This window comes from Streptomyces sp. NPDC001351, from assembly GCF_042896045.1.
Taxonomy (GTDB): Bacteria; Actinomycetota; Actinomycetes; order Streptomycetales; family Streptomycetaceae; genus Streptomyces.
Map to the genome: position 1 here is coordinate 22,385 of NZ_JBIAWS010000011.1, position 19,840 is coordinate 42,224.

General features: G+C 67.8%; 19 protein-coding genes and 1 pseudogene. 4 read left to right on the forward strand and 16 right to left on the reverse strand.

The window, feature by feature from the left end; genetic code table 11:
• Positions 1-21: 21 nt before the first annotated feature.
• The 3 genes from ACFY1U_RS34570 to ACFY1U_RS34580 form a co-directional block, all read right to left on the reverse strand.
• Entirely contained in the window at positions 22-2,034 is a 2,013-nt protein-coding gene (locus tag ACFY1U_RS34570) for an FAD-dependent oxidoreductase (protein WP_390698082.1), read from the reverse strand.
• Between the two features lie 89 nt (positions 2,035-2,123).
• Positions 2,124-3,938, reverse strand: a complete 1,815-nt coding sequence (fadD11, locus tag ACFY1U_RS34575) for a fatty acid--CoA ligase FadD11 (protein ID WP_390698083.1) — start codon at positions 3,936-3,938, stop codon at positions 2,124-2,126.
• Positions 3,939-3,948: 10 nt separating this feature from the next.
• Positions 3,949-4,563 (reverse strand): hypothetical protein, encoded by a 615-nt coding sequence (locus ACFY1U_RS34580; protein ID WP_389085228.1) that lies wholly within the window; start codon positions 4,561-4,563, stop codon positions 3,949-3,951.
• 99 nt (positions 4,564-4,662) lie between these two features.
• On the opposite strand from ACFY1U_RS34580, the gene ACFY1U_RS34585 reads away from it, so the two are divergent.
• Together ACFY1U_RS34585 and ACFY1U_RS34590 are read left to right on the forward strand one after the other, a co-directional pair.
• Entirely contained in the window at positions 4,663-4,998 is a 336-nt protein-coding gene (locus ACFY1U_RS34585) for a hypothetical protein (protein WP_389085231.1), read from the forward strand.
• A gap of 581 nt (positions 4,999-5,579) precedes the next feature.
• Positions 5,580-8,588 carry a winged helix-turn-helix domain-containing protein gene (locus tag ACFY1U_RS34590; protein WP_390698084.1) on the forward strand — a complete coding sequence of 1,003 codons (3,009 nt, stop codon included), beginning with the start codon at positions 5,580-5,582 and terminating at the stop codon, positions 8,586-8,588.
• 17 nt (positions 8,589-8,605) lie between these two features.
• On the opposite strand, the gene ACFY1U_RS34595 is transcribed toward ACFY1U_RS34590, so the two are convergent.
• From ACFY1U_RS34595 to ACFY1U_RS34615, 5 genes and pseudogenes are all read right to left on the reverse strand, one after another.
• Positions 8,606-8,728: a hypothetical protein gene (locus tag ACFY1U_RS34595; protein ID WP_389085526.1), complete on the reverse strand. Its 123-nt coding sequence runs from the start codon at positions 8,726-8,728 to the stop codon at positions 8,606-8,608.
• Positions 8,729-8,754: 26 nt separating this feature from the next.
• A pseudogene (locus ACFY1U_RS34600) lies at positions 8,755-9,039 on the reverse strand (barstar family protein); the annotation flags it as partial.
• Between the two features lie 59 nt (positions 9,040-9,098).
• Positions 9,099-9,653 (reverse strand): barstar family protein, encoded by a 555-nt coding sequence (locus ACFY1U_RS34605; protein WP_390698085.1) that lies wholly within the window; start codon positions 9,651-9,653, stop codon positions 9,099-9,101.
• 4 nt (positions 9,654-9,657) lie between these two features.
• Positions 9,658-10,323 carry a hypothetical protein gene (locus tag ACFY1U_RS34610; protein WP_389085240.1) on the reverse strand — a complete coding sequence of 222 codons (666 nt, stop codon included), beginning with the start codon at positions 10,321-10,323 and terminating at the stop codon, positions 9,658-9,660.
• A 481-nt stretch (positions 10,324-10,804) separates the two neighbouring features.
• The gene (locus tag ACFY1U_RS34615) at positions 10,805-11,260 is read right to left on the reverse strand and encodes a hypothetical protein (RefSeq protein ID WP_389085242.1); all 456 of its coding nucleotides are present in this window, start codon (positions 11,258-11,260) and stop codon (positions 10,805-10,807) included.
• A 559-nt stretch (positions 11,261-11,819) separates the two neighbouring features.
• On the opposite strand from ACFY1U_RS34615, the gene ACFY1U_RS34620 reads away from it, so the two are divergent.
• Complete coding sequence (locus ACFY1U_RS34620; protein WP_389085245.1) at positions 11,820-12,323, forward strand: ribosome-inactivating family protein; 504 nt, start codon at positions 11,820-11,822, stop codon at positions 12,321-12,323.
• Positions 12,324-12,481: 158 nt separating this feature from the next.
• Here ACFY1U_RS34620 and ACFY1U_RS34625 read toward each other — a convergent pair whose 3' ends face one another.
• From ACFY1U_RS34625 to ACFY1U_RS34650, 6 genes are all read right to left on the reverse strand, one after another.
• A complete protein-coding gene (locus tag ACFY1U_RS34625) occupies positions 12,482-14,011 on the reverse strand; it encodes an AMP-binding protein (RefSeq protein ID WP_389085247.1) in 1,530 nt (509 codons plus the stop codon).
• A gap of 73 nt (positions 14,012-14,084) precedes the next feature.
• A complete protein-coding gene (locus ACFY1U_RS34630) occupies positions 14,085-14,540 on the reverse strand; it encodes a MaoC family dehydratase (RefSeq protein WP_389085249.1) in 456 nt (151 codons plus the stop codon).
• On the reverse strand, positions 14,537-15,466 hold the full coding sequence (locus tag ACFY1U_RS34635; protein WP_389085252.1) for an amidohydrolase family protein: 930 nt from the start codon (positions 15,464-15,466) through the stop codon (positions 14,537-14,539). The genes ACFY1U_RS34630 and ACFY1U_RS34635 overlap by 4 nt, the downstream gene beginning before the upstream one ends.
• Positions 15,467-15,489: 23 nt before the next feature.
• The gene (locus ACFY1U_RS34640) at positions 15,490-16,419 is read right to left on the reverse strand and encodes an SDR family NAD(P)-dependent oxidoreductase (protein WP_389085254.1); all 930 of its coding nucleotides are present in this window, start codon (positions 16,417-16,419) and stop codon (positions 15,490-15,492) included.
• Positions 16,389-16,688, reverse strand: coding sequence for a hypothetical protein (locus ACFY1U_RS34645; RefSeq protein WP_389085257.1), 300 nt, complete (start codon positions 16,686-16,688; stop codon positions 16,389-16,391). The genes ACFY1U_RS34640 and ACFY1U_RS34645 overlap by 31 nt, the downstream gene beginning before the upstream one ends.
• A 90-nt stretch (positions 16,689-16,778) precedes the next feature.
• Entirely contained in the window at positions 16,779-17,936 is a 1,158-nt protein-coding gene (locus ACFY1U_RS34650; RefSeq protein WP_389085259.1) for an acyl-CoA dehydrogenase family protein, read from the reverse strand.
• 34 nt (positions 17,937-17,970) lie between these two features.
• Between ACFY1U_RS34650 and ACFY1U_RS34655 the strand changes: the two genes are divergently transcribed.
• Positions 17,971-18,144 (forward strand): hypothetical protein, encoded by a 174-nt coding sequence (locus ACFY1U_RS34655; protein WP_389085262.1) that lies wholly within the window; start codon positions 17,971-17,973, stop codon positions 18,142-18,144.
• Between the two features lie 31 nt (positions 18,145-18,175).
• Here ACFY1U_RS34655 and ACFY1U_RS34660 read toward each other — a convergent pair whose 3' ends face one another.
• Positions 18,176-19,033, reverse strand: a complete 858-nt coding sequence (locus tag ACFY1U_RS34660) for a TIGR03084 family metal-binding protein (RefSeq protein ID WP_390698086.1) — start codon at positions 19,031-19,033, stop codon at positions 18,176-18,178.
• Positions 19,034-19,203: 170 nt separating this feature from the next.
• Positions 19,204-19,710, reverse strand: coding sequence for a cytochrome P450 (locus tag ACFY1U_RS34665; RefSeq protein WP_389085267.1), 507 nt, complete (start codon positions 19,708-19,710; stop codon positions 19,204-19,206).
• Between the last annotated feature and the right edge of the window lie 130 nt (positions 19,711-19,840).

Below are 19,840 nucleotides of genomic sequence, written 5' to 3' on the forward strand. Positions count from 1 at the left end.
GCCAACATCTCCATCCTCGAGTCAGAGAGCAGCCGCGAGCCGGGTGCCCTGGTCGATTGCGCGCTTGGCATCCAGCTCGGCCGCGATGTCCGCTCCTCCGATGAGGTGCACCGGGATGCCGGCCGACTGCAGGGGGTCGTGGAGGTCCCGGTTGGGCTCCTGGCCGGTGCACAAGACGACGTTGTCGACCGCGAGCACCTGCTTCTCGTCACCGACGCGGTAGTGCAAGCCTTCGTCGTCGATGCGGTCGTACGTCACTCCTGCGATCATTTCGACGCCACGGTGCTTGAGTTCGGTGCGATGGATCCAGCCCGTCGTCTTGCCCAGCCCGGCACCGACCTTCGTCGACTTTCGCTGCATGAGCGTGACATACCGAGGGGATGGTGACCGGAGCGGAGCCTTGAGTCCACCAGCGTCTCGCTGGTCGGGGTCGACTCCCCACTGGGCCAGGAACTCGGGGACGTTCGTGCTGAGGTCTCGTCCGCTGTCGGTGAGGTACTCGGCCACATCGAAGCCGATTCCACCTGCGCCGAGAATCACAACTCTCCTACCCACGGGCTGCTTGTCGCGCAGCACGTCGAGATAGCCCAACACCATCGGATGATCGATGCCCGCGATGTCCGGCGTTCTGGGACGAACTCCCGTCGCGAGGACGACCTCGTCGTAGCCGAGCAGGTCCGTGGCGGAGACCATCGCCCCCAGCCGGAGCGCGACGCCGGTGGCGTCGATCCGGTGCCGGAAATAGCGGAGGGTCTCATCGAACTCCTGCTTGCCAGGTACCTGGCGCGCCACGTTCAGCTGACCGCCGATGACATCGGCGCTGTCGTACAACTCCACCTGGTGGCCCCGCTCGGCTGCGGCCGTTGCGGCGGCGAGTCCCGCTGGGCCGGCGCCGACCACGGCGACTCGCTTCGTCCGCCGCGTCGGACCGAGAACGAGCTCGGTCTCGTGGCACGCGCGAGGATTGACCAGGCAAGAGGTGACCTTCCCGGCGAAGGTGTGGTCGAGGCAGGCCTGGTTACAGCCGATGCAGGTGTTGATGGTGTGCGCGCTTCCGTTGGCCGCCTTGCTGACGAAGTTCGGGTCGGCCAGGAAGGGGCGGGCGAGGGACACCATGTCGGCGTATCCGCCGGCGAGTAGCTCCTCTGCCTTGTCTGGAGTGTTGATCCGGTTGCTCGTCACCAGTGGCACCTCCACGGCGCCCATGAGGCGCTTGGTGACCCAGGCGTACGCAGCGCGGGGTACCGACGTGGCGATTGTCGGGATGCGGGCCTCGTGCCAGCCGATTCCCGTGTTGATGATGGTCGCTCCCGCCGACTCGACAGCCTTGGCCAGAGTGACGACCTCGTCAAACGTCGACCCGTCCGGGACCAGGTCCAGCATCGACAGTCGGTAGATCAGGATGAAATCGGGCCCGACTGCCTCGCGCACCGCGCGGACGACTTCGACCGGGAAGCGCATTCGATTCTCGTAGCTGCCGCCCCACCCGTCGGTGCGCTGGTTGGTGCGCCGGACGATGAACTGATTGATCAGGTAGCCCTCGGAGCCCATGATCTCAACACCGTCGTACCCGGCCTGCTTGGCCAGTGCGGCGCAGGTCGCAAAGTCCGCGATCGTCTGCTCCACCTCAGCCGAACTGAGTTCGCGGGGCAGGTAGTCGCTGATGGGCGCCTGGATCGGGCTGGGCGCGACCACGCCGTGATGGTGGCCGTACCTGCCAACGTGCAGGATTTGCATCGCGATCCGGCCACCAGCCTGGTGGACGGCCTCAGTGATCAAGCGGTGTCGATCGCTCTCGGCGGCCGTGGTGAGCTTGGAGCCTCCTGCAACGGGCAACCCGGCTTCGTTCGGCGCGATGCCCCCGGTGACGATCAGACCGACGCCCCCTCGGGCCCTCTCGGCGTAGAACGCCGCCATCCGCTCGAAGCCGTGCTCGACCTCCTCCAGCCCCACGTGCATGGAGCCCATCAGCACTCGGTTCGGCAGACACGTGAATCCAAGGTCGACGGGTGCGAGAAGGTGGGGATAGGACATGCGGAACTCCATTTCGAGAGCGTGGCCCATTCGGCTGGCCGGGGACGTCAGAGGCCGAGGTCGCGGCCGCTCAGCTTGTTGCGGTCGCCTCAGCTCGTCGGTTCCAGTACCCCGGGGCCGGGTGTTGCGGAATAGAGCTCGGCGATCTCGGCGGCGTACTTTTGAAGGATCGGCTTCCGCCGCAGCTTCATGGTGAGCGTGAGCTCGCCGCCACCCGGCTCCCAGAAGGTGGGCAGGATCCGGAACCGTTTGATCTGCTCGACCCGGGACAGTTTCGCGTTACCGGCAGAGACGCCGGCGCAGATCTCGGCGACGACCTCGGGATCTTCGGCGAGTGCCTTGGCCGACGCGTCCGGCAGACCTCGGCGCGCGGCGTACGCGGCGGCGCCCTCGGCGTCAAGGGTGACCAAGGCCGTCATGTATGGGCGAGCGTCGCCGATGCTGACGACGACGCCGACCAGGGGCGTGGCGGCCTTGATGACGTTCTCGACGTTGGCCGGTGAGATGTTCTTCCCGCCCTCGGTGATGATCAGCTCCTTCTTGCGGTCGATGATCGTGAGGTAGCCGTCGCCGTCCATCGTCACCACGTCGCCGGTCGCCAGCCATCCGTCCGGGTCGAAGGCCTCGGCGGTCTTGGCGGGCTCCTTGCGATAGCCCTTCATCACCAGCGGCCCGCGGACCAGCAACTCTCCGTCGTCGGCGATCCGGGCCTCCATGCCGGGGACGATCTTGCCAATGGTCCCGAGCCGGTGCTCGGCCGGCGGCACGACGCTGCAGATGCACGAGAGCTCCGACATTCCCCAGATCTCGGTGATCGGCACCCCAAGACCGCCGAAGAACGCGAGCGTCTCAGCCGGGATGGGAGCGGCCCCCGAGATAGCCCACTTCAGTTGATCGAAGCCGAGCTCGGCCCGCACCGACGACAGCACGGCGGCGTCGGCCTTGGCGTACTCCGCAGCCAACTCGTCGGAGACCGGCTCGCCGGCGAGGTCCGCCCGCGCCTTGCGGGACGCGACGGCAAAGGCCCACTGCATGTCTTGACGGCGTTGTTCGTCGGGCTCGGTGGCGACGATGTTCTCGGTGGCTGCCTTGAGTTTCTCCCACACCCGCGGCACGGCGCCCCAGATGGTCGGCCGGCAGTCGCGGAGGGCGGCGGCAATCTGGCGCGGGTCGGGTACGACGGTGATCTGGATGCCAGCCCACATCTGCAAGTAGAGCGCGCTGAACCGGTCGGCGATGTGCGCCGACGGGAGGAAAGACGTGATCCGGTCCCCGAACTCGGCAGGGAGCACGGACGTCACCGCGGCGCACTCGAAGGCGATGTTGGAGTGCGTCATCTCGACGCCCTTGGGGTTGCCGGTCGTGCCTGAGGTGTAGATGAGCGTGACGACGTCGTCGGGCTGCACCGCCTGCCAGGTCGCCTCGAAGTCGAAGGTGGTGTTGGCAGATCCGCGCGCCATCAGGTCGTCGAGGGTGATCGCGCCGTCGACGGGTTCGTCGAGCACGATGAGGTGGTCGATCGGGACTCGGGAGGCGCGGATCACCTCGACGTACTGTGGCTCGCACACGACAACCTTGTTGCCGGCATTGGAGAGGACGTACTCCAGCTGCTCGGCTGCCAAGGTGTTGTAGACGGAGAACGACGTCGCGCCGAGGTGCTGTACCCCGACATCGACCGGATAGAACTCGATCCGGTTGGACATCATCAGAGCCACTGTGTCACCCCGCGCCACGCCGAGGCTGTCCAGGCCTGCCGCCACGAGGCGGACATGGTGGGCGTACTCGCCCCAGGTCAGGGTCTGGGAGCCGCCGACATTGCGCACGGCAACGGCGTGGGGATCGATGACAGCGATTCTCTGGAACGCCTCACAAAGTGTGGTGGGCTGGGTTGCGCGCCATGTCATAGATTCGCCTTTACGATCGAAAGTCGTAGCGGCCGATGCGACCGCACGAGCGGTCGGCGGCGAGCCTGCGATGGCCTTGCGCAGAGTGTCGGGCGCAAGTGACTGGCGTCACCATCACCATCCCATTGAATGGCAACATTGTGGTGATACCGCTGTCACTGCTGTGAGCGTCCAGTTCGGGCTGCTCCGCCGACGGGCCACCAAGGCGCACCGGGAACGCGTGCAGTCGGAATCGCAGCTCGACGGCGACGCCGGTCCCTTCGTCGAACGTTTGAGCTGCGAGCCACTTCCGGGCGTAGGTCACGAACAAGATCTTTCCCGCGTCGGGATCGACGTACTGTCCCCGCACGAGATCGGCGCACACCGTGGCGGCGAAGCAGTCTGCGTCGACCTTGCGCTTGAAGCTCTTGTTGCGCTCCGTGCCATCCGGACCACGCCATCGGACGCGGTACGACCTGACGACCCGGCCGTTGTTGCCCCGCCGCTCGCGCCGTTCAACGTGGGCCATGGCGATCCGCCAGATGTTCGTCGAGCCATGCGCGGACGGCGGCCGGCTCGTACCGGAGGTGCCTGCCGACGCGCCCGACATCGACCCGCTGCGACCGGCGACGTACGCCAGCAGCAACGTGCAGAGCGCTCGCGACCAGAGACAACTGGATCCCTGACAATGTGAGTCGCGTAGTCCGCACCAGGGGTTCGCTGGACGGATTTGGATCTTGCCGCCTTGCTCGCCGAGATCGACGAAGCCGGGGACGAGCGCGGCACGTTCGGCCAGACGGTCTTTCATGTCTTGACACTCGATCAAGATCTTGAACCGAAACTAGTTCGGGTGGCGCTGGATCGAGCGTTGTCAGACGGGGTTCGATTCTGGGCGGCCGCGATACTGCTGTACCTAGCCGGCAATGACGCGGCTGCCGTTCTCGCGAAAGTGCTTGGAGCCGACGAAACGATAGATGGCGGGGAGGGCTCCTTCACACTCTCGCGCCGACTCCAGGACGTCGACCACATCGACCATCTGGTCGAGTCCGTCGAAGTGTGGGGCCATGTTTCACTCTTCTGAGAGGCGGTCAGGTGGATCGACGGCAATGCCCCCGCAACCCCTCTCCGGCGATCAGCCCCCGCGATGCCGCGTGGGCCGCACTCGGGCCGCAGACGAACGAAAAACAACCCCTGACGCTGGAAGACGGTGGAAGACGTCTTCGCGGGTCAGGGGTCGATTTCAGGCATTCACCGGGTGGGCATCGCCCACGCGGGCTTCGCATGGCGGCGGCGCTGCGTTTCCACTGGTGCGCCGATCGGTTCCTCGGTGAATGGCGCCGTCAGTTCGACCGTCTTCTCGCGGCGGCACCCGAACTCACTCCGGTCGGCGCGGGCGCTGTGGAGGCAGGGTTCGTTGGTCTGCCACAGCCGGGCGAGAGCGCCCACGGCCGACCGCCCAGTGGGGAAGGCCCTGCGCTCGCAACCATGAGGCTCCGCCCCCTCCCGGTCGTCCGGGGCTTCCGGCTCACGGGCCGCTGTGCCAGGAAAGTCACATTCAAGGCACTCCCTCCTCTTGCTAACCTCTGAACGTATTTGGCTAGCCTCTAAACATATTGGTACGCCCATGGATGGGGTCTCCTCTTGACCGCTGTCATCCCTGCGGTGGGTAATCTGCCCACGCCCCTGACCAGCTTCGTCGGCAGGCACCGCGAGGTCGCCGAGATCCGCCGTCTGGTGGGCGTGGGGCGGCTGGTGACGCTCACCGGAGCGGGCGGCGTGGGCAAGACGCGGCTGGCGCTGGCGGCCGCCGCGGCCTCCAGGAAGGCGTTCCCGGACGGCGTGTGGATCGTCGACCTGACCGCGGTGTGCGACCCGTCGGCGGTGGCCGTCGCGACCGCGGGTGCGCTGCGGGTTCCGGACCGCGGCGGCGGGCCCGCCCTTGAGCAGCTCGCGGATCATCTGGCCCGGCATCGGGCGCTGATCGTGCTGGACAACTGCGAGCATCTGATCGACGCGTCGGCGGGGCTGGCGAAGGCGCTGCTGTCGGCCTGTCCGGAGCTGCGTGTCCTGGCGACGAGCCGCCAGACGCTGGGGGTCACGGGCGAGCACGTCTTCGTCGTCCCCGCGCTGTCGATACCGGACGAGGCGGTCGAACTGCTGCAGGAGCGGGCCGCTGCCATCCGGCCGGACTTCCGCGTCACCGACGCCAACCGGGCTGAGGCCGCCCGGCTGTGCGCCGACCTCGACGGGCTGCCCCTGGCCATTGAACTGGCCGCGACGCGGCTGCGGTCGCTGACCGTCGACCAGGTCGTGGAGCGTCTGGAGGACCGCTTCGCTCTGCTCACAGGCGGCTGCAGGACCGTGCTCCCACGCCAGCGCACGTTGCGCGGGCTGATCGAGTGGAGCTATGAGCTGTGCACCCCCGCCGAACAACTGCTGTGGAACCGGCTCTCGGCCTTCCGCGGCGGCTTCAGCCTGGACGCGGCCGAGTACGTGTGCGCGGGGGACGGCATCGCGGCGCATGAGGTACTGGACCTCCTGGACCGGCTGGTGTCCCAGTCCGTCGTCCTGCCCTGTGAACGCGAAGGATTGCCCCGCTACCGGCTGCTGGAAACCATCCGCGCATACGGCCGGGCCCGGCTGGCCGAGACGGGTGAAGAGCCGGGGTTGTTGCGGCGGCACCGCGATTTCTTCCTCGCCCTCGCCGAGCGCACCGCCTCCGAATGGTTCGGCCCCGGCCAGGAACGGGCTCTGACCCGGATGCGTGCCGAGCGCGGCAATTTCCGGGCGGCACTGGAGCTCGGGACGAGGTTTCACCCAGCCATGGCCGCGCCCGCCCCGGCAGAGCCCCAGAAGGCGCAACCGCACCCGCTGGAGCGCGGCGGCGCGGATTCCGCCGACGCACAGGAGGCGCTTCGCCTGGCCGCGGCGCTGCGTTTCCACTGGTGTTGCGACGGGTTCCTCGGTGAGGGGCGCCGCCAGTTCGACCGTCTTCTCGCGGCGGCACCTGAACCCACCCCGGTCCGGGTCGGGGCGCTGTGGGTCGCCGCCTGGGTGGCGATTCTGCAGGGAGATTTCGCGACGGCCGGCCGGTGGCTGGACGAGGCCGAGGAGCTGGGCGAACGGCTGGACGACCCGTCGGTCCGGACGTGCATCCAGGGCTATCGCGGTGCGTCGGCGGCCTTGCAGGGGCGGACGGCGGAAGCCGTGCGTCTTTTCGAGGGGGCGCTGGCCGCTCACGAGGCGGCGGGCGAAGCACCGCAGGGGCTGCGGTGGCTGTTCCAGATGGCGGTCACGCAGTTCCATCTCGGGGACGCGCGCGCGGCGGAGGAGACCGGCAAACGCGCGGTGCGGCTGGCGGAAGCATCCGGGGAGCGTCTGTACGGGTCCTACGCGAAGTGGGCGCTGGGCTACGTGCTCTGGGCACGCGGCGACGAGGAGGAGGGCACGGCGCTGACGCGGTCCGCGCTGGAGATCCTGCGGGGCTTCAACGACTACGCCGGGACCTCGATGGCACTGGAAGTGTTCGCCTGGATCACCGCGTCCCGAGGCGACCACGAACGGGCGGCACAGCTGCTGGGCGCCGTGCACGCCCTGACCCGGGACGTCGGAGCCGCCTTCTACACACCCAGCGGGCACCGCGCCCGCTGCGAGGAAGCGGTCATCTCCGCGCTCGGCCCGGCCGGATACGAGAAGGCCCTCGCGGAAGGCGCCCGGCACGACAGCCCGGCCCGGGCCATCGCCCTCGCCCTCGACACGGATTCCGGTGCCGGGCCCGAAGGCGGCAGGGACACCGCGCACGACACCGGCACCGAAAGCGGCAGTGGCACCGACGCCGACGGTGAGCGCGGTGCCGAAAGCGATATCGGCACCGAGGGTGATCCCGGTACCGACGCCGACGGTGACATCGACGTCAAGGAGACTGCGCCGAGCACTGTGCGCCGCCGACACACGCCTGCCGCCGCGGACACCGAGCCTCCGTCACCCGCCGAGGGACCCCGCATATGCGACGTACTGCTGGTCGACGGCGACCCGACGGCCAGGGAGAACGCCCGGCGCATCCTGGAGGCGAGCGGCCACCGGGTACGTAGCGCCGCCGACGGCCTGATGGGGCTCACCCTGTTCCGTCAGCAGACACCGGACGTCGCCGTGCTCGCCGAGCGGCTGCCCGGCCTGGACGGGATGAGCCTGGCCGGGCGGATCCGCGCAGAGTCCGCGGTGCCCATCATGCTGATCGCGGACCGCGACGACCCGGCGGACCTGGTGACGTGTCTGGAGGCGGGCGCCGACGACTGCCTGGCCAGGCCGGTCGACGGATCGCTCCTGGTCGCCCGTGTCCGTGCCCTGCTGCGCCGCTCCGTCCCCAGGGACCAGCCGCCCGACACCTGTGCGGTCCGGTTCGGCGACCTGGTGTACTGCCCCGAGTCACTGGAGGTGTACAAGGACGGGGAACCCATCCACCTGACCACCACCGAGCTGAAGCTGCTGCGGGAGTTCGCGGCTTCGCCCGGCACGGTCCTCACCCGCGACATCCTCCTGGAGCGGGTCTGGGGCTGCGCCTGGTCCGGCGACACGCACGTCGTGGATGTCCAGGTGATGCGGCTGCGTAGCAAGATCGGCCGCGACCGCATCGAAACGGTCCGTGGTTTCGGCTACAAGCTGCGCGCCTGAGCCGAGGGGGGCGGCCGTCAGCAGCCTGCTGCCGCCATGCGCCGCTCCAGGTGGGACAGCCGGTCAGGCGTGTCGTCCAGGACGAGCAGCAGGTGTGGTTCGCCGCCGCCGTCATCGGCGATGTCGCCGAGGATGGGCACGAGGGGGGGAGGGCGTTGTCCGGCTCGTCGGCGAGGAGGTCGCCGGCTTCCCGGACGATGACCGTCAGCGGCGCGGTGGGCCTCCCGATCGTGGCGGCTGCGCTGGGGGCCGCTCGCGACACGGTGTCCCGGAGGCAGTCGTAGAAGGCGTCCCAGCTGTGCCCGAAGTGCTCCGGAAGCGGGGCGCGGCGGGCTCGTTCGATGAACAGGCCGTGCCTGGGACGGCAACGGAGCCGCGCACCTCCTGCTGCGCGGGAACGTCGGCGGCCACCTCGGCCAATAGCCTCGATCGACGACCTCGCCAAGCGCATCACGGACGAGACCACACCTACCTGGCGAGGTGCCTATTGGGGCCTACAGGGCGATCTGTCTAAGACAAATGCCCTCTCGGAAGCGGTGGGTAGCCTGCTTCCGTCATGCGTTCGGTCACCCGAGACAGGCGGTCCGGAGTTCCGTCCAGGAGCAGTGACAACGTGGGCCTTGAGCTGTCTTTACCGGCGGTTTGGCCCAGGATGTTCAGAAAGACCCACAGTGCGCTCGCGGGCTCGTCCGCGAGGAGCTCGTCCGCCTCCTGGACGATCACCGCCAGTGGCGCGCTTTCCCCCTCCGAGGAGGCACTCTCGTCGGAGGCTCTCGCCACCGCTTCATCGAGACAGTCGCTGAAGGCGTCCCAGTTCCGGCCGAAATAGTCCGGGAAGCCGAGTTCGGTCGCCCATTCGGTGAAAAGGTCCCGGCTGGTACGGCAACGGGAGCCGCGCACGGTACCCAGTGTCGTGATGTCGGCTGCCGCCTGCGTCAACGGGCGGAGCCAGGCAGTCTTGGAGGTCAATCCGATCGTCCCCTTCATTTCCTTCATGACCACCGGGGTGGTGTCACGGACGGATTCACCTGTCTGTGACACCACCCCGGCCCGGTCGGCTTCCACGTGCCTAGTATTTGCCCAGGTAGTAGAACGTCTGGTAGTGGTCGAACGTGGCGTAGACGTTGCCGGTCCTTGTGTTGCGCACGAGCCGCCTCGCGTTACGCGGCGCCTTCGCATAGCCGTAGTAGTCGATGTCGTACTCCACGTAGGGAGAGTTCCCCTGGACTGCCGAGCTCTGCCAGGCGTCGTTGCTCGAGACGCCATGGTTGAGTTCGGCCTGGGTGACCAGTCCGGCGTTGTCGTTGAACGTGCCGCCGTAGTAGATGAACTGGTCACGTCCTATGCCGGGCTCGTAAAACCCGTACCAGTTACGGCCCCAGAACGAGCCGGGCCATCCTCCTCCCGGGTGCGCATCGAGGCGGTAGTAGCTCGACCAGCCGGACCTGACGGACTGGTTGAGGTCGACGTTGTTGTTGGCCCACCACGTCGCCGCTTCGTTCGCGTCGTCCCAGTCCACCTGCTGCACGCCGGCGGGCGCGCCGGCGTAGCAGGCTGCCGGGCATTGGGCCGACGGCGGCTGCGCGAACGCGGCGCCGGACTCGGCAACCGAGCCGCCCAGGAGGGCGAGCGCGATGCTCGCGACGGTCAGGATCCGGCGGCGGCCCCGGAGCCGGGGGCGCTTCGTACGGCGTTCCGCGTCGGACGCGGACGCTGTGTCAAGAGAGGAGGACAAGACGTCTCCTTCGCTAGTTCCGGTCTTTCACCCGGGGGCCGTTCGCCCCGGTGCCATCAAGAAACCGGTCGTGCGTAGCAGTGGCCTCTCAGCCGGCTCACAGCTGTCCGACAGACGGAAATGACACCCGGCTGTGAGAAAGTCCCCCCGGGCGGCCACCGGTGAACGCACGGTCCGGACCGCTCGCGGTCGGTGAACACGGCGTGCAAGGTCAGCTCGCGCAGTCGGCAGTATTCGGTGAGGCAGCCGACGAGTGGCGCATGGCGGGCCAGGCCATCCCGGTGACGGGCGCCGGCCGAACGAGGACACCAGATCGAACGCGACCCGCAGGCCGCGGAAAACGAACATGGTCACCGCCGTCCACGCCCACTACAAGGGCCTCAACGCGGTGCAGGCGCTCTTCTACGGCATCGCCCGCCTAAACTCAACTGCCGCCAAGGACTCGCTAGTTACGCCCCGTCGGCGCCCGCATTGCCTACGCCTACGAGCGTGCGGTGAACCTGCCGTCGGGACGCTTGTGCAGCCAGCCGCGGTCAGCGAGCTTGGTCAGCTTCGCCCGCAGCGGTTCCAGCTTCCCACGCATCGTCACCTCAAGGCCCAGCTCCTCGCCGACGGCCTTGACCTGCATCGGGCCGGCGGCAGCCCGCACGATCGCCAGGATCTTGCAGTAGTCAGCGGGCAGCGCGGCCTCGTCGGGATTCTCGCCGCGGTGCGGGATCAGCAAAACCGCCCGCTCCGCCACCCGGACCGCAGTCGGGGCGACGGCCGCCGCGGCCTCCTGCGCAACCCGGTCCTGATCGGCCAGCCGGTTCAGGACCCGCTCGGCGATCACCAACTCCTTCCGCTCGGCCTGGACCTCCCCCAGCTGCTTGGCCAACTCCTCGACGAGCGCGTCCAGTTCACTCGGGCGAGCGGTAATCCGCTCCAGCTCCAGCATTTCCACGTCCTCCCCGCGCTCTCCCGGCGTACCGGCCCGGCCACGGATCGTAGGAGCGGCACGGCGGTCAGCGCAGCAGAAGCCGGCAACGGCCCCGGCCGACAGGTCAGACGATCTTCACCATGGACACCCGCCGACGACCAGCGCGAATACCCCGCTCGCCCCGCACACACACCCGTGACCTGCGTACTTCATGTTGCACAGGTCTCATTGCCGCTTGTGGACGTCGATCTGTCGCAGCGGTTGGCCCCTGACAGCCTGTGCGAACTGGTCGCCCCGTTGCTGCTGCCGTTCTACTCCCGTCCGCAGGGCGGCGGGTATGCGGCGTGTGACGATGCATCCAACCCGTCCGCATCGTTCTGCCGATCGTCCCGCCGACCGGGCTGAATCAGCGCGGCTTCAGAGCTCCTTGTGGTGTCCGGTGTGGAGCTCTGCCACCCGGCCGCCCCGGGTTTAGAAGGTCCAGAAGGCGTGGACGGTGCCGGTGCCGAGGTACGACGCCATCATCAACTTCCTCCGCCAGCGGGGCGGCGGCTCAAACCTCTACCAAAGCATCCGTATGACAAAGAACGACAACGACTACTTCCCCCTCACCCTGCGGTTGGGTCAGACCGCGATCACTCTGATCTTCAACGGGCGTAACGGGTACGTGACCGGCTGGTTCAACGAACAGACCCGCCAGTACGTCCGGCTGGATACCGGACCCGTTGCATATGAGGGGCAGGCCGGGCAGAACAGGAACTGGTTCAACTACAACGACATGGAGCGTGCCGCGGGGGTCGACCGCGGCACCGTCGGCATCACCATGGGTGCCATCCAGGGTTCGATCAGCGACCTGGCGAGGGGCAACAGTCAGGACCAGGCGCGGGCCCTGCTCGTCCTTGTCCAGGCCTTTTCCGAGGGTGCCCGCTTCGACTTCATCTCCTACCGGATCAGCCAGGCGATGCGGTACCACAGCACCTTCTACGCCGGGTCCCCGTCCGTCATCAACGGTGCCGTCGGGTTGTCGCTCGAGGGCTCCCCAGTCGGCCAGCTCGCCGATCAGGCGATGAGCCGTGGATAAGTGCATCCCTGTTTAGCGGGCCAGGTCGCTGAGGGACAGGGAAACCTGCTTGGGCTCCAAGCAGGCCGGCAGCTGAAGGGCACGGGCGACCACGGACCCGGTCGGGCCGATCGGGTGCCTGCGTGCCTTCATGATGTACTGACCGTTCTCGATGAGGGTCAACTCCTGAGCAACCGCCGGAGGATCTTTCCGGCCGGCGACTTGGGAATCTCGTCGATGAACTCGATCTCCCGGACCTTCTTGTAGGGCGCAACGCGCTCGGCCGTCCAGGCCATGAGCTCGGACGCATCAAGGGCCCGGGCGGTGACCACGAAGGCCTTGGGCGCCTCTCCGCCCTCGGCGTGCGGAACGCCGACCACGGCGGCATCAAGCACATCGGGATGTGTCAGCACCACCGACTCAAGCTCTGCGGGAGCCACCTGATATCCCTTGTACTTGATCAGCTCCTTGAGGCGGTCGACGACCCAGAACACCCCGTTCTCATCCACCCGGACGATGTCACCAGTCCTCAGCCAGCCGTCGTCGACAACGGTCTCGGCTGTCGCGGCGGGATTGTGCAAATAGCCGGCCATCACCTGGGGACCACGGACCCACAACTCCCCTCGCTCCCCAGGACCAGTGTCCTGACCGCTGACGGGGTCGACGAGGCGAGCCTCCGTGTTGGGAACCAACAGCCCGACCGATCCCGCCGGCGTGGTCTCGAACAGATCGTCGGGCACGAGGTGGGTGCCCGGACTCGCCTCGGTCATCCCGTAGCCCTGGCGGATGAGGCAGCCGATCCTGCGCTCCGCCCGCAGGGTCACTTCCACGTCCAGAGGTGCCGCACCGCAGCTGGCGAGCCTCAGGGACGAGAGGTCGTAGTCGTCGACCTCGCGCGCGGTGGCCAGGTCGAGGACCATCGGCGGTGCCAGGAGGGCGCGAGTGACCCTGAAGTCCTGCACCATCCGCAGATAGGAAGTGAGGCTGTAGCGCCCAAGGGTCACCACGGTGGCCCCGGCGCGGAGGGCAGCGTTCAGGATGATCGTGAACCCGTAGATGTGGAAGAACGGCAACGCGGCCGAGAGGACATCGGCCTCCTCGACCTTCCAGCCGACACCGACCTGTTCCAGATTCGCGACCAGGTTCCGGTGGGTCAGCATCACGCCCTTGGACACTCCGGTAGTCCCGCTTGAGAAGGGAAGCGCCGCGAGGGCCGTGGCCGGGTCGAGATCAAGAGGCGGCGGCGGACCTTCACCGATCAGGAGGTCGGAGAAGGGGCGCGCAGCGCCTGGTCCGCCCTGAGAGGCCAACTGCCCGTCGCCGAGCACGAAATGATGCTGGATCCCAGCTTCGTGTGCGGCCTCCGCGGCTTTGTCGGCAGCCTGACCGGAACTGACGATGACCTTGGCCCCTGCGCTGACGAACTGCTTGACGAGCTCGCCGGTCGTCAGCGCCGGATTCACGGGAGTCACCACACCGCCTGCCGCCAGGATCGAGTAGACGGCAAGGGCGTAGTGCGGCTGGTTGTGGCTCATGATCGCCACCACATCGCCGGGCCTCATCCCCCGGCTCGCGAGGCCGCGAGCGGCCGCGGTCGCACCTTCCGCGAGCTCGCGATAGGTAAGGCGTTGACCAGTGGTGGCGTCGACCAAGGCCACCTTGTCGCCCCGTTGCAGTGCGTTCCCGAGGACGTGCTCCACGAGGGTCACGTCCGGAATCTCGATGTCCGCCGCCGGGCCTCGATAGATTGTCACGACTTGTGGCCTCTCTGAGGAACATGTCTCAGCGGTAGAACCTGAACACAAGCTGGGCGACACAGGCGGGCTTGTCGGAACCCTCTATCTCGATGACGACGTCTGAGGTGATCTGCAGACCCTCCCCACCCACCTTCTCGACCCGGGCAACTGCGCCTGTCAGGCGAATGCGAGCACCGACGGGAACAGGTGACGGGAAGCGCACCTTGTTGAGCCCGTAGTTGACCTTGGTGCTCACGTCGCTCACCTCGAGCACTTCGGACCAGAGCGGGATCACCAGTGACAGGGTCAGGTACCCGTGGGCGATCGGCCCGCCGAACGGTCCCTCGCTCGCGCGCACGGGGTCGGTGTGGATCCACTGATGGTCGTCGGTGGCGTCCGCGAAGGTGTTGACGCGGTCCTGCGTGATCTCCAGCCATTTGCTGGTGCCGAGGGCGGCGCCCTCCATGCCCTGCAGGTCGTCGAACGAAACGATGGTTGTCATGCTGTCTCCTGGTTGTGAACTCGTGTCAGCGCGCCGGGCTGCTGGCGGGCGGGTCCTGTGCCTCCGCGCAGCCCGAGCGCGCGCATGGCGTTCTCCTTCATCACCAGCGGCCTGACCTCGGCGCGGATGTCGAGTTGGTCGAAGTCCTTCATCCAGCGCTCGGGGCGCAGGAGGGGGTAATCGGATCCGAAGAGCACCTTGTTCTGCAGCGCACGGTTGATGGCGTGTACGAGCTGGGGCGGGAAGTACTTGGGAGACCAGCCGGACAGGTCGATGTAGACGTTCGCCTTGTGCTGGGCGACCGAGATCGCCGCGTCCTGCCACGGCACTGAGGGGTGCGCCATGATGATGGTCAGTCCCGGGAAATCGGCGGCCACGTCGTCGAGCAGCATCGGGTCGGAGTAGCGCAGCTTGATCCCGCGCCCCCCGGGGAGGCCCGAGCCGATGCCGGTCTGACCGGTGTGGAACAGCGCGGGTACGCCGAGGCTCTCCAGTTCTTCGTAGAGCGGGTACACCGTTGGGTCGTTCGGGAGGAACCCCTGGAGGCTCGGGTGGAACTTGAACCCGCGCACGCCGTACTCCTCGACCAGCCGGCGGGCGCTGCGGATGCCGGCCTTGCCTCGGGCAGGGTCGATGGACCCGAACGGGATGAGCACGTCGCGGTGCTCGGCGGCTGCCTCGGCGATCTCCTCGTTGGAGAGCGCTGTATGACCGGTGGCCGCCTCGGCGTCGACGCTGAAGATCACGGCTGCCATCTGCCGTGCGCGGTAGTCGGCGGCGATGTCGTGCACGGTGGGGTCGTAGGGGTCGCCCTTGAAGTACCTGGCGGCGGCCTCGTTGAGCTCGTCGTCGAGTGAGTGGTGGCCGTGAAGGTCGGCGTGCACATGAACGTGAACGTCGATAGCCGTGAGAGCGTCAAGATCCATGGCGGCAACTGGCCCTTGTGCAGTCACTGGGCCTGCCCTTCGGACGAAGGCTCGACCTGCTGGCCGACGGTCTGGTGTGCCGCGGCGTACTTCCCGGGCCAGGCTGCGGCGATGTCGTCGGCGCTCCAGCCGGTGCCGTCGGCGAACTCGACGACGACCTCAGTCGGATGGCTCCACAGGGACAGCCGGTCTCCGCCGATGCCGATGGCCTGCCCGGTGATGTCGCGGGCGGCGTCCGAGGCCAGGAAGGCGACCAGCCCGGCCGCGTCCTCCGGGGTGCCGAAGCCGAGCTGCTCGCGTGCGTACCGCGGCAACGCCCGGCCTTCCTTGAGGGCCTCGATGTAGGGCTGGACGAACGGGACGGTCTCGGTCATCGCGGTGGCCGCGACCGGGACGACGGCGTTGACGGTGATGTTCGCCCGAGCCAGCTCCATCGCCCAGGTGCGCACCATGCCCACGATGCCGGCCTTTGCGGCGGCGTAATTGGTCTGGCCGAAGTTGCCGACCTGGCCGGTCGGGGAGCCGATGCAGATGATCCGGCCACCGTCGCCCTGTTCGCGCAGCCGAATCGCCGCAGCCCGGGTGCAGGTGAAGGTCCCTCGGACGTGGGTGGTAATCACCGCGTCGAACGCCTCGTCGGTCATCTTCCAGAGCGTCGAATCGCGCAGGATTCCCGCGTTGTTGACCAGGATGTCGAGGCGACCGAACTCAGCGACGGCGCGGTCGACGAGTGCCTGCGCGGCTTCCTGCGTGCCGACAGGGACGACCTCCGCCACGGCCTTACCGCCGATGTCGGCGATCGTCGAGACCGCGGCCTCGGCCACATCTGCGTCGACGTCGTTGACAACGACGGCGGCGCCGCAGCGGGCGAGTTCCGTGGCGTAGGCGAGTCCGAGGCCGCGGCCGCTTCCCGTGACGATCGCTACCTTGCCTGAGAGATCCACGTGGTGCACTCCTTCTGAATCATGACCCGCCCGGTGGGCGAGGCGGGACGGAACTGCTGCTCTGGTGGGTGACTGTCGGTCATCCGTCGCTCCAAGGCGTAGCTCTGGGCGCTCGGGCCGTCGACGCTCCGCAGGACCTCCAGGCCCCCCGGGACATCCGCTGCCTTGGAGATGAAGACCGTGCGCGTCGCCGACTCGGCGAGATCGGTGTAGTCGAGCGCATCGTCAACGACCAGCAGGTGGTGGGGCGGCTCCGGTACCGATGTCTGCACCGGCATCGTGCAGGGGGTCCTGCTTCATGGCGGGCGCCAGCTCCTCGTCATCGCCCCATTGCCTCCTCAAAGGCGATGTCTCCACGCCACAGGTGATCACGGCAATGATCGGGCGATGATCTCTTTCATGATTTCGCTCGTGCCGGCGAAGAGAGTGGTGACCCGGGCGTCGAGAAAGTCACGGGCGATCGGGTACTCGCGCATGTACCCGTAGCCTCCGTACAGCTGCAGGCAACGCTGCACCACGGTCTGCTGAAGTTCCGTGGTCCACAGTTTCGCCATTGCCGCGGTCTCTGGGGTCAGGGTGCCGGCGACGAGCTCGGTTACGCAGCGGTCGACGAAGACGCGGGCGACCTGGATCTGGGTGGCCAGTTCGGCGAGGACGAACCGGTTGTGCTGGAAGTCGGCCACGGCGCGGCCGAAGGCTTGGCGCTGCCGGGTGTACTCCAGCGTGTGGTGCAAGGTGCGTTCCATGGACGCCATGGCGGCGACGGTCACGCTGATCCGCTCGGTCGCCAGGTTGTGCATCAGGTATGACAGGCCGCGCCCTTCGTCGCCGAGGAGGTTGGTGCGGGGTACGAGTACGTCGTCGAAGAACAACTCCGCGGTGTCTTGGGCGTCCAGCCCGATCTTGGCAAGTTTCCTGCCGCGGGTGAAGCCGGGCATGTCGCCTTCGACGACGAACAGGCTGATCCCGTCCCGGTCGCGCGGGGGGCCGGTCTTGGCGGCGACGACCACCAGGTCGGCGAGGATGCCGTTGCTGATGAAGGTCTTCGCGCCGGTGAGACGGTAGTGGTCGCCGTCGGGCGTCGCAGAGGTGCGTATCGCCCGCAGGTCGCTGCCCGCACCGGGCTCGGACATCGCGATCGCGGTGACCAGCTCTCCGGAGCAGGCTCGGGGCAGCCAGCGCCGCTTTTGCTCCTCAGTGCCGAGACCGCACAGGTACGGCGCGACGAGGTCGTTGAAGCCGCCGATGCTCATCGATACGGCGTTCGCGCCCACGCGGCACAGTTCCTCGGTGATGACCATGCTGTACCGAAAATCGTCGACTCCGCCGCCACCGTACGGCTCGGGTACGGCTGGGCCGAGCAGCCCGACACGACCGGCTGCCTGGTAGAACTTCCGATCGACGCTGCCGTCGGCTGCCCAACGGTCCAAGTGCGGGACGACTTCACCTTCGACGAACTCTCGCACGACCGCCCGGAAGGCGTTGTGGTCGTCGTCGAAGAGGGTGCGCGGAAGCTGGGCGTTCATGGTGTGGGTCCTTCGCAGATCGGAGTCCGGACTCGTGCGCGCATCTGGTCTCGCCCGGGGCGTCCGAGCCGAGACGATCTTCATGCGCGCCGACGCAGTCGTGGTCTCGAAGCTCGCATCACTGGTCGACTCCGGCAGCCTCACGGTCGACATCGCGCGGCACGTACCGCTCAGCGACTTCGCGACCGTGCACCGCCAGGCCGGATGAGGGCAAGGTTCGCGGCAGGGGCGTGATCGTCCTACCCGTCGCCTGACCCCCGTGCGCCACGTGCGGTGCGGATCCTGCCCCTCTTTAGAGCAGGGGCCGTATCGCGGTCGGAGGGGTACCGATCAGCCAGTCGCAGCGGATCGTTGCCCGCTGGTCCAGCGAAGGCCTGAACCAGCGTGAGCCAGTGAGTCGCCGTCGGGCCCTCGGCGTGCACATCGACGTCGTCGAGGTGCCGCCGTCGGGTGGCAAGCAGCGCGAAGTCGTGCCCTTGTCCGGTCACGCGGTCGGTGGCCGACGGGTCGCCCCACGTCCACAGGTCGCCGTCGGGACCAGTGAGCTCGACGCGAACGTCCACCTCGGGAGGCAGCTCGCCCCTCGAGGCGTGAGCGAAGTCACGCGCGCGCACGCCGAGGTGGCACACGTGACGCGCCCGCGGAGTGGGGACAACAGTGCCGCCGGTCGCTTCGACGACGTCATGCCCATGAGCCCAGGTCTCCATGAGGCGCGCCGTGGCCATGGATGCAGCGCCCATGGACGGCCCGAACCACGGGATCCTGCGCCCTTCAGCCGCATCCGCGAGCGCGGAGGCGAGCGAGGCACGGCCGGCCCGCCACCGAGTCATCAGCTCGTCACGACCCAGTTGCGCCAGCTCGTCGGCACCCGTGTCGATGCGCTTCACGGGGTCGTCGCTCGCGGCGCGGGCCTCCTTCGCGAACGCTTCTGGATCGACGACCGCTGCGAGCGCGAGGAGGTCGGTGTCGTGCAGGTGGCCGATTTGGTGGGCCACCGTCCATCCTTCCGGGGTCGTGACCGTCAACCACGCGCGGGAGGGGAGTCCGGTCACGTAGCTGTCGAGCCACTCGCTCTCCTCGGCGAGGTCGCGCAGCACGCCGTCCAACATGTTCATCGCGGCACCTCGAGTCGATTCGGGTCTCCTGCAACGGGTTCGCCCGCGTGGGCGGCGAGCCCCATGACGTCGGTATGCAGGCCGGTCCCTGCGGTGCCGGTCGTGGTCATCGTCATTTCCCGTTGTGTGTAAGGTCGCCTGACAATAATACATCAGGGAGCCTGATACTCCAGGCCTACGTCAGGATCATGAGACGCCGAGGCCCGCGGAAGGAGATGCTCGGGTGGTAGCGGATGTCCTGCTCCGGCACGAGCCGCCCGCCCAAGCGCGGAGCCGATACAGAAGTGGATCCCGCACCTGAAGGCCAAGGTGGGGCGGGAGTTGTCTCGCTCGGGTTCGCAGTGGTCGGAGTCTGGGAAGGCGCTCGCGTCCCGGCCGGCAGCGGCCAGCCAGAGATAGAGCTTTGCTCCGACGGGCAAATCCACCCCTCCAGGCGTCACGGGCGCCTTGGTGACGCGTCGCCAGACGGAAACGGATGGGTCGCGCCGGAGGATCTCGTCGACAGCGCCGGGGATGAGATCCGGGTAGTCGACCAGCTGCTGCCACCGCGCGGGCTCCTCGAAGCTGAGTGAGAACAGGATCGAGGCGACCTCTTCCTGCGTCAGGGCCTTGAGGTCCTCGTCGTGGATGCCGAGGAGGGCGCTCGCGAGATCGTCCATCCGCTGGTTCGGTTTGGCCGCGACGAACTGGCGCAGTTACGTAGCGGCAGTAGGCGATCATCTGCTCCGCATGGTGTAAAGGCCACTTCCAGCGCCGGCCGTCCCCACGCAAGGCATGAGCGACAGCGCG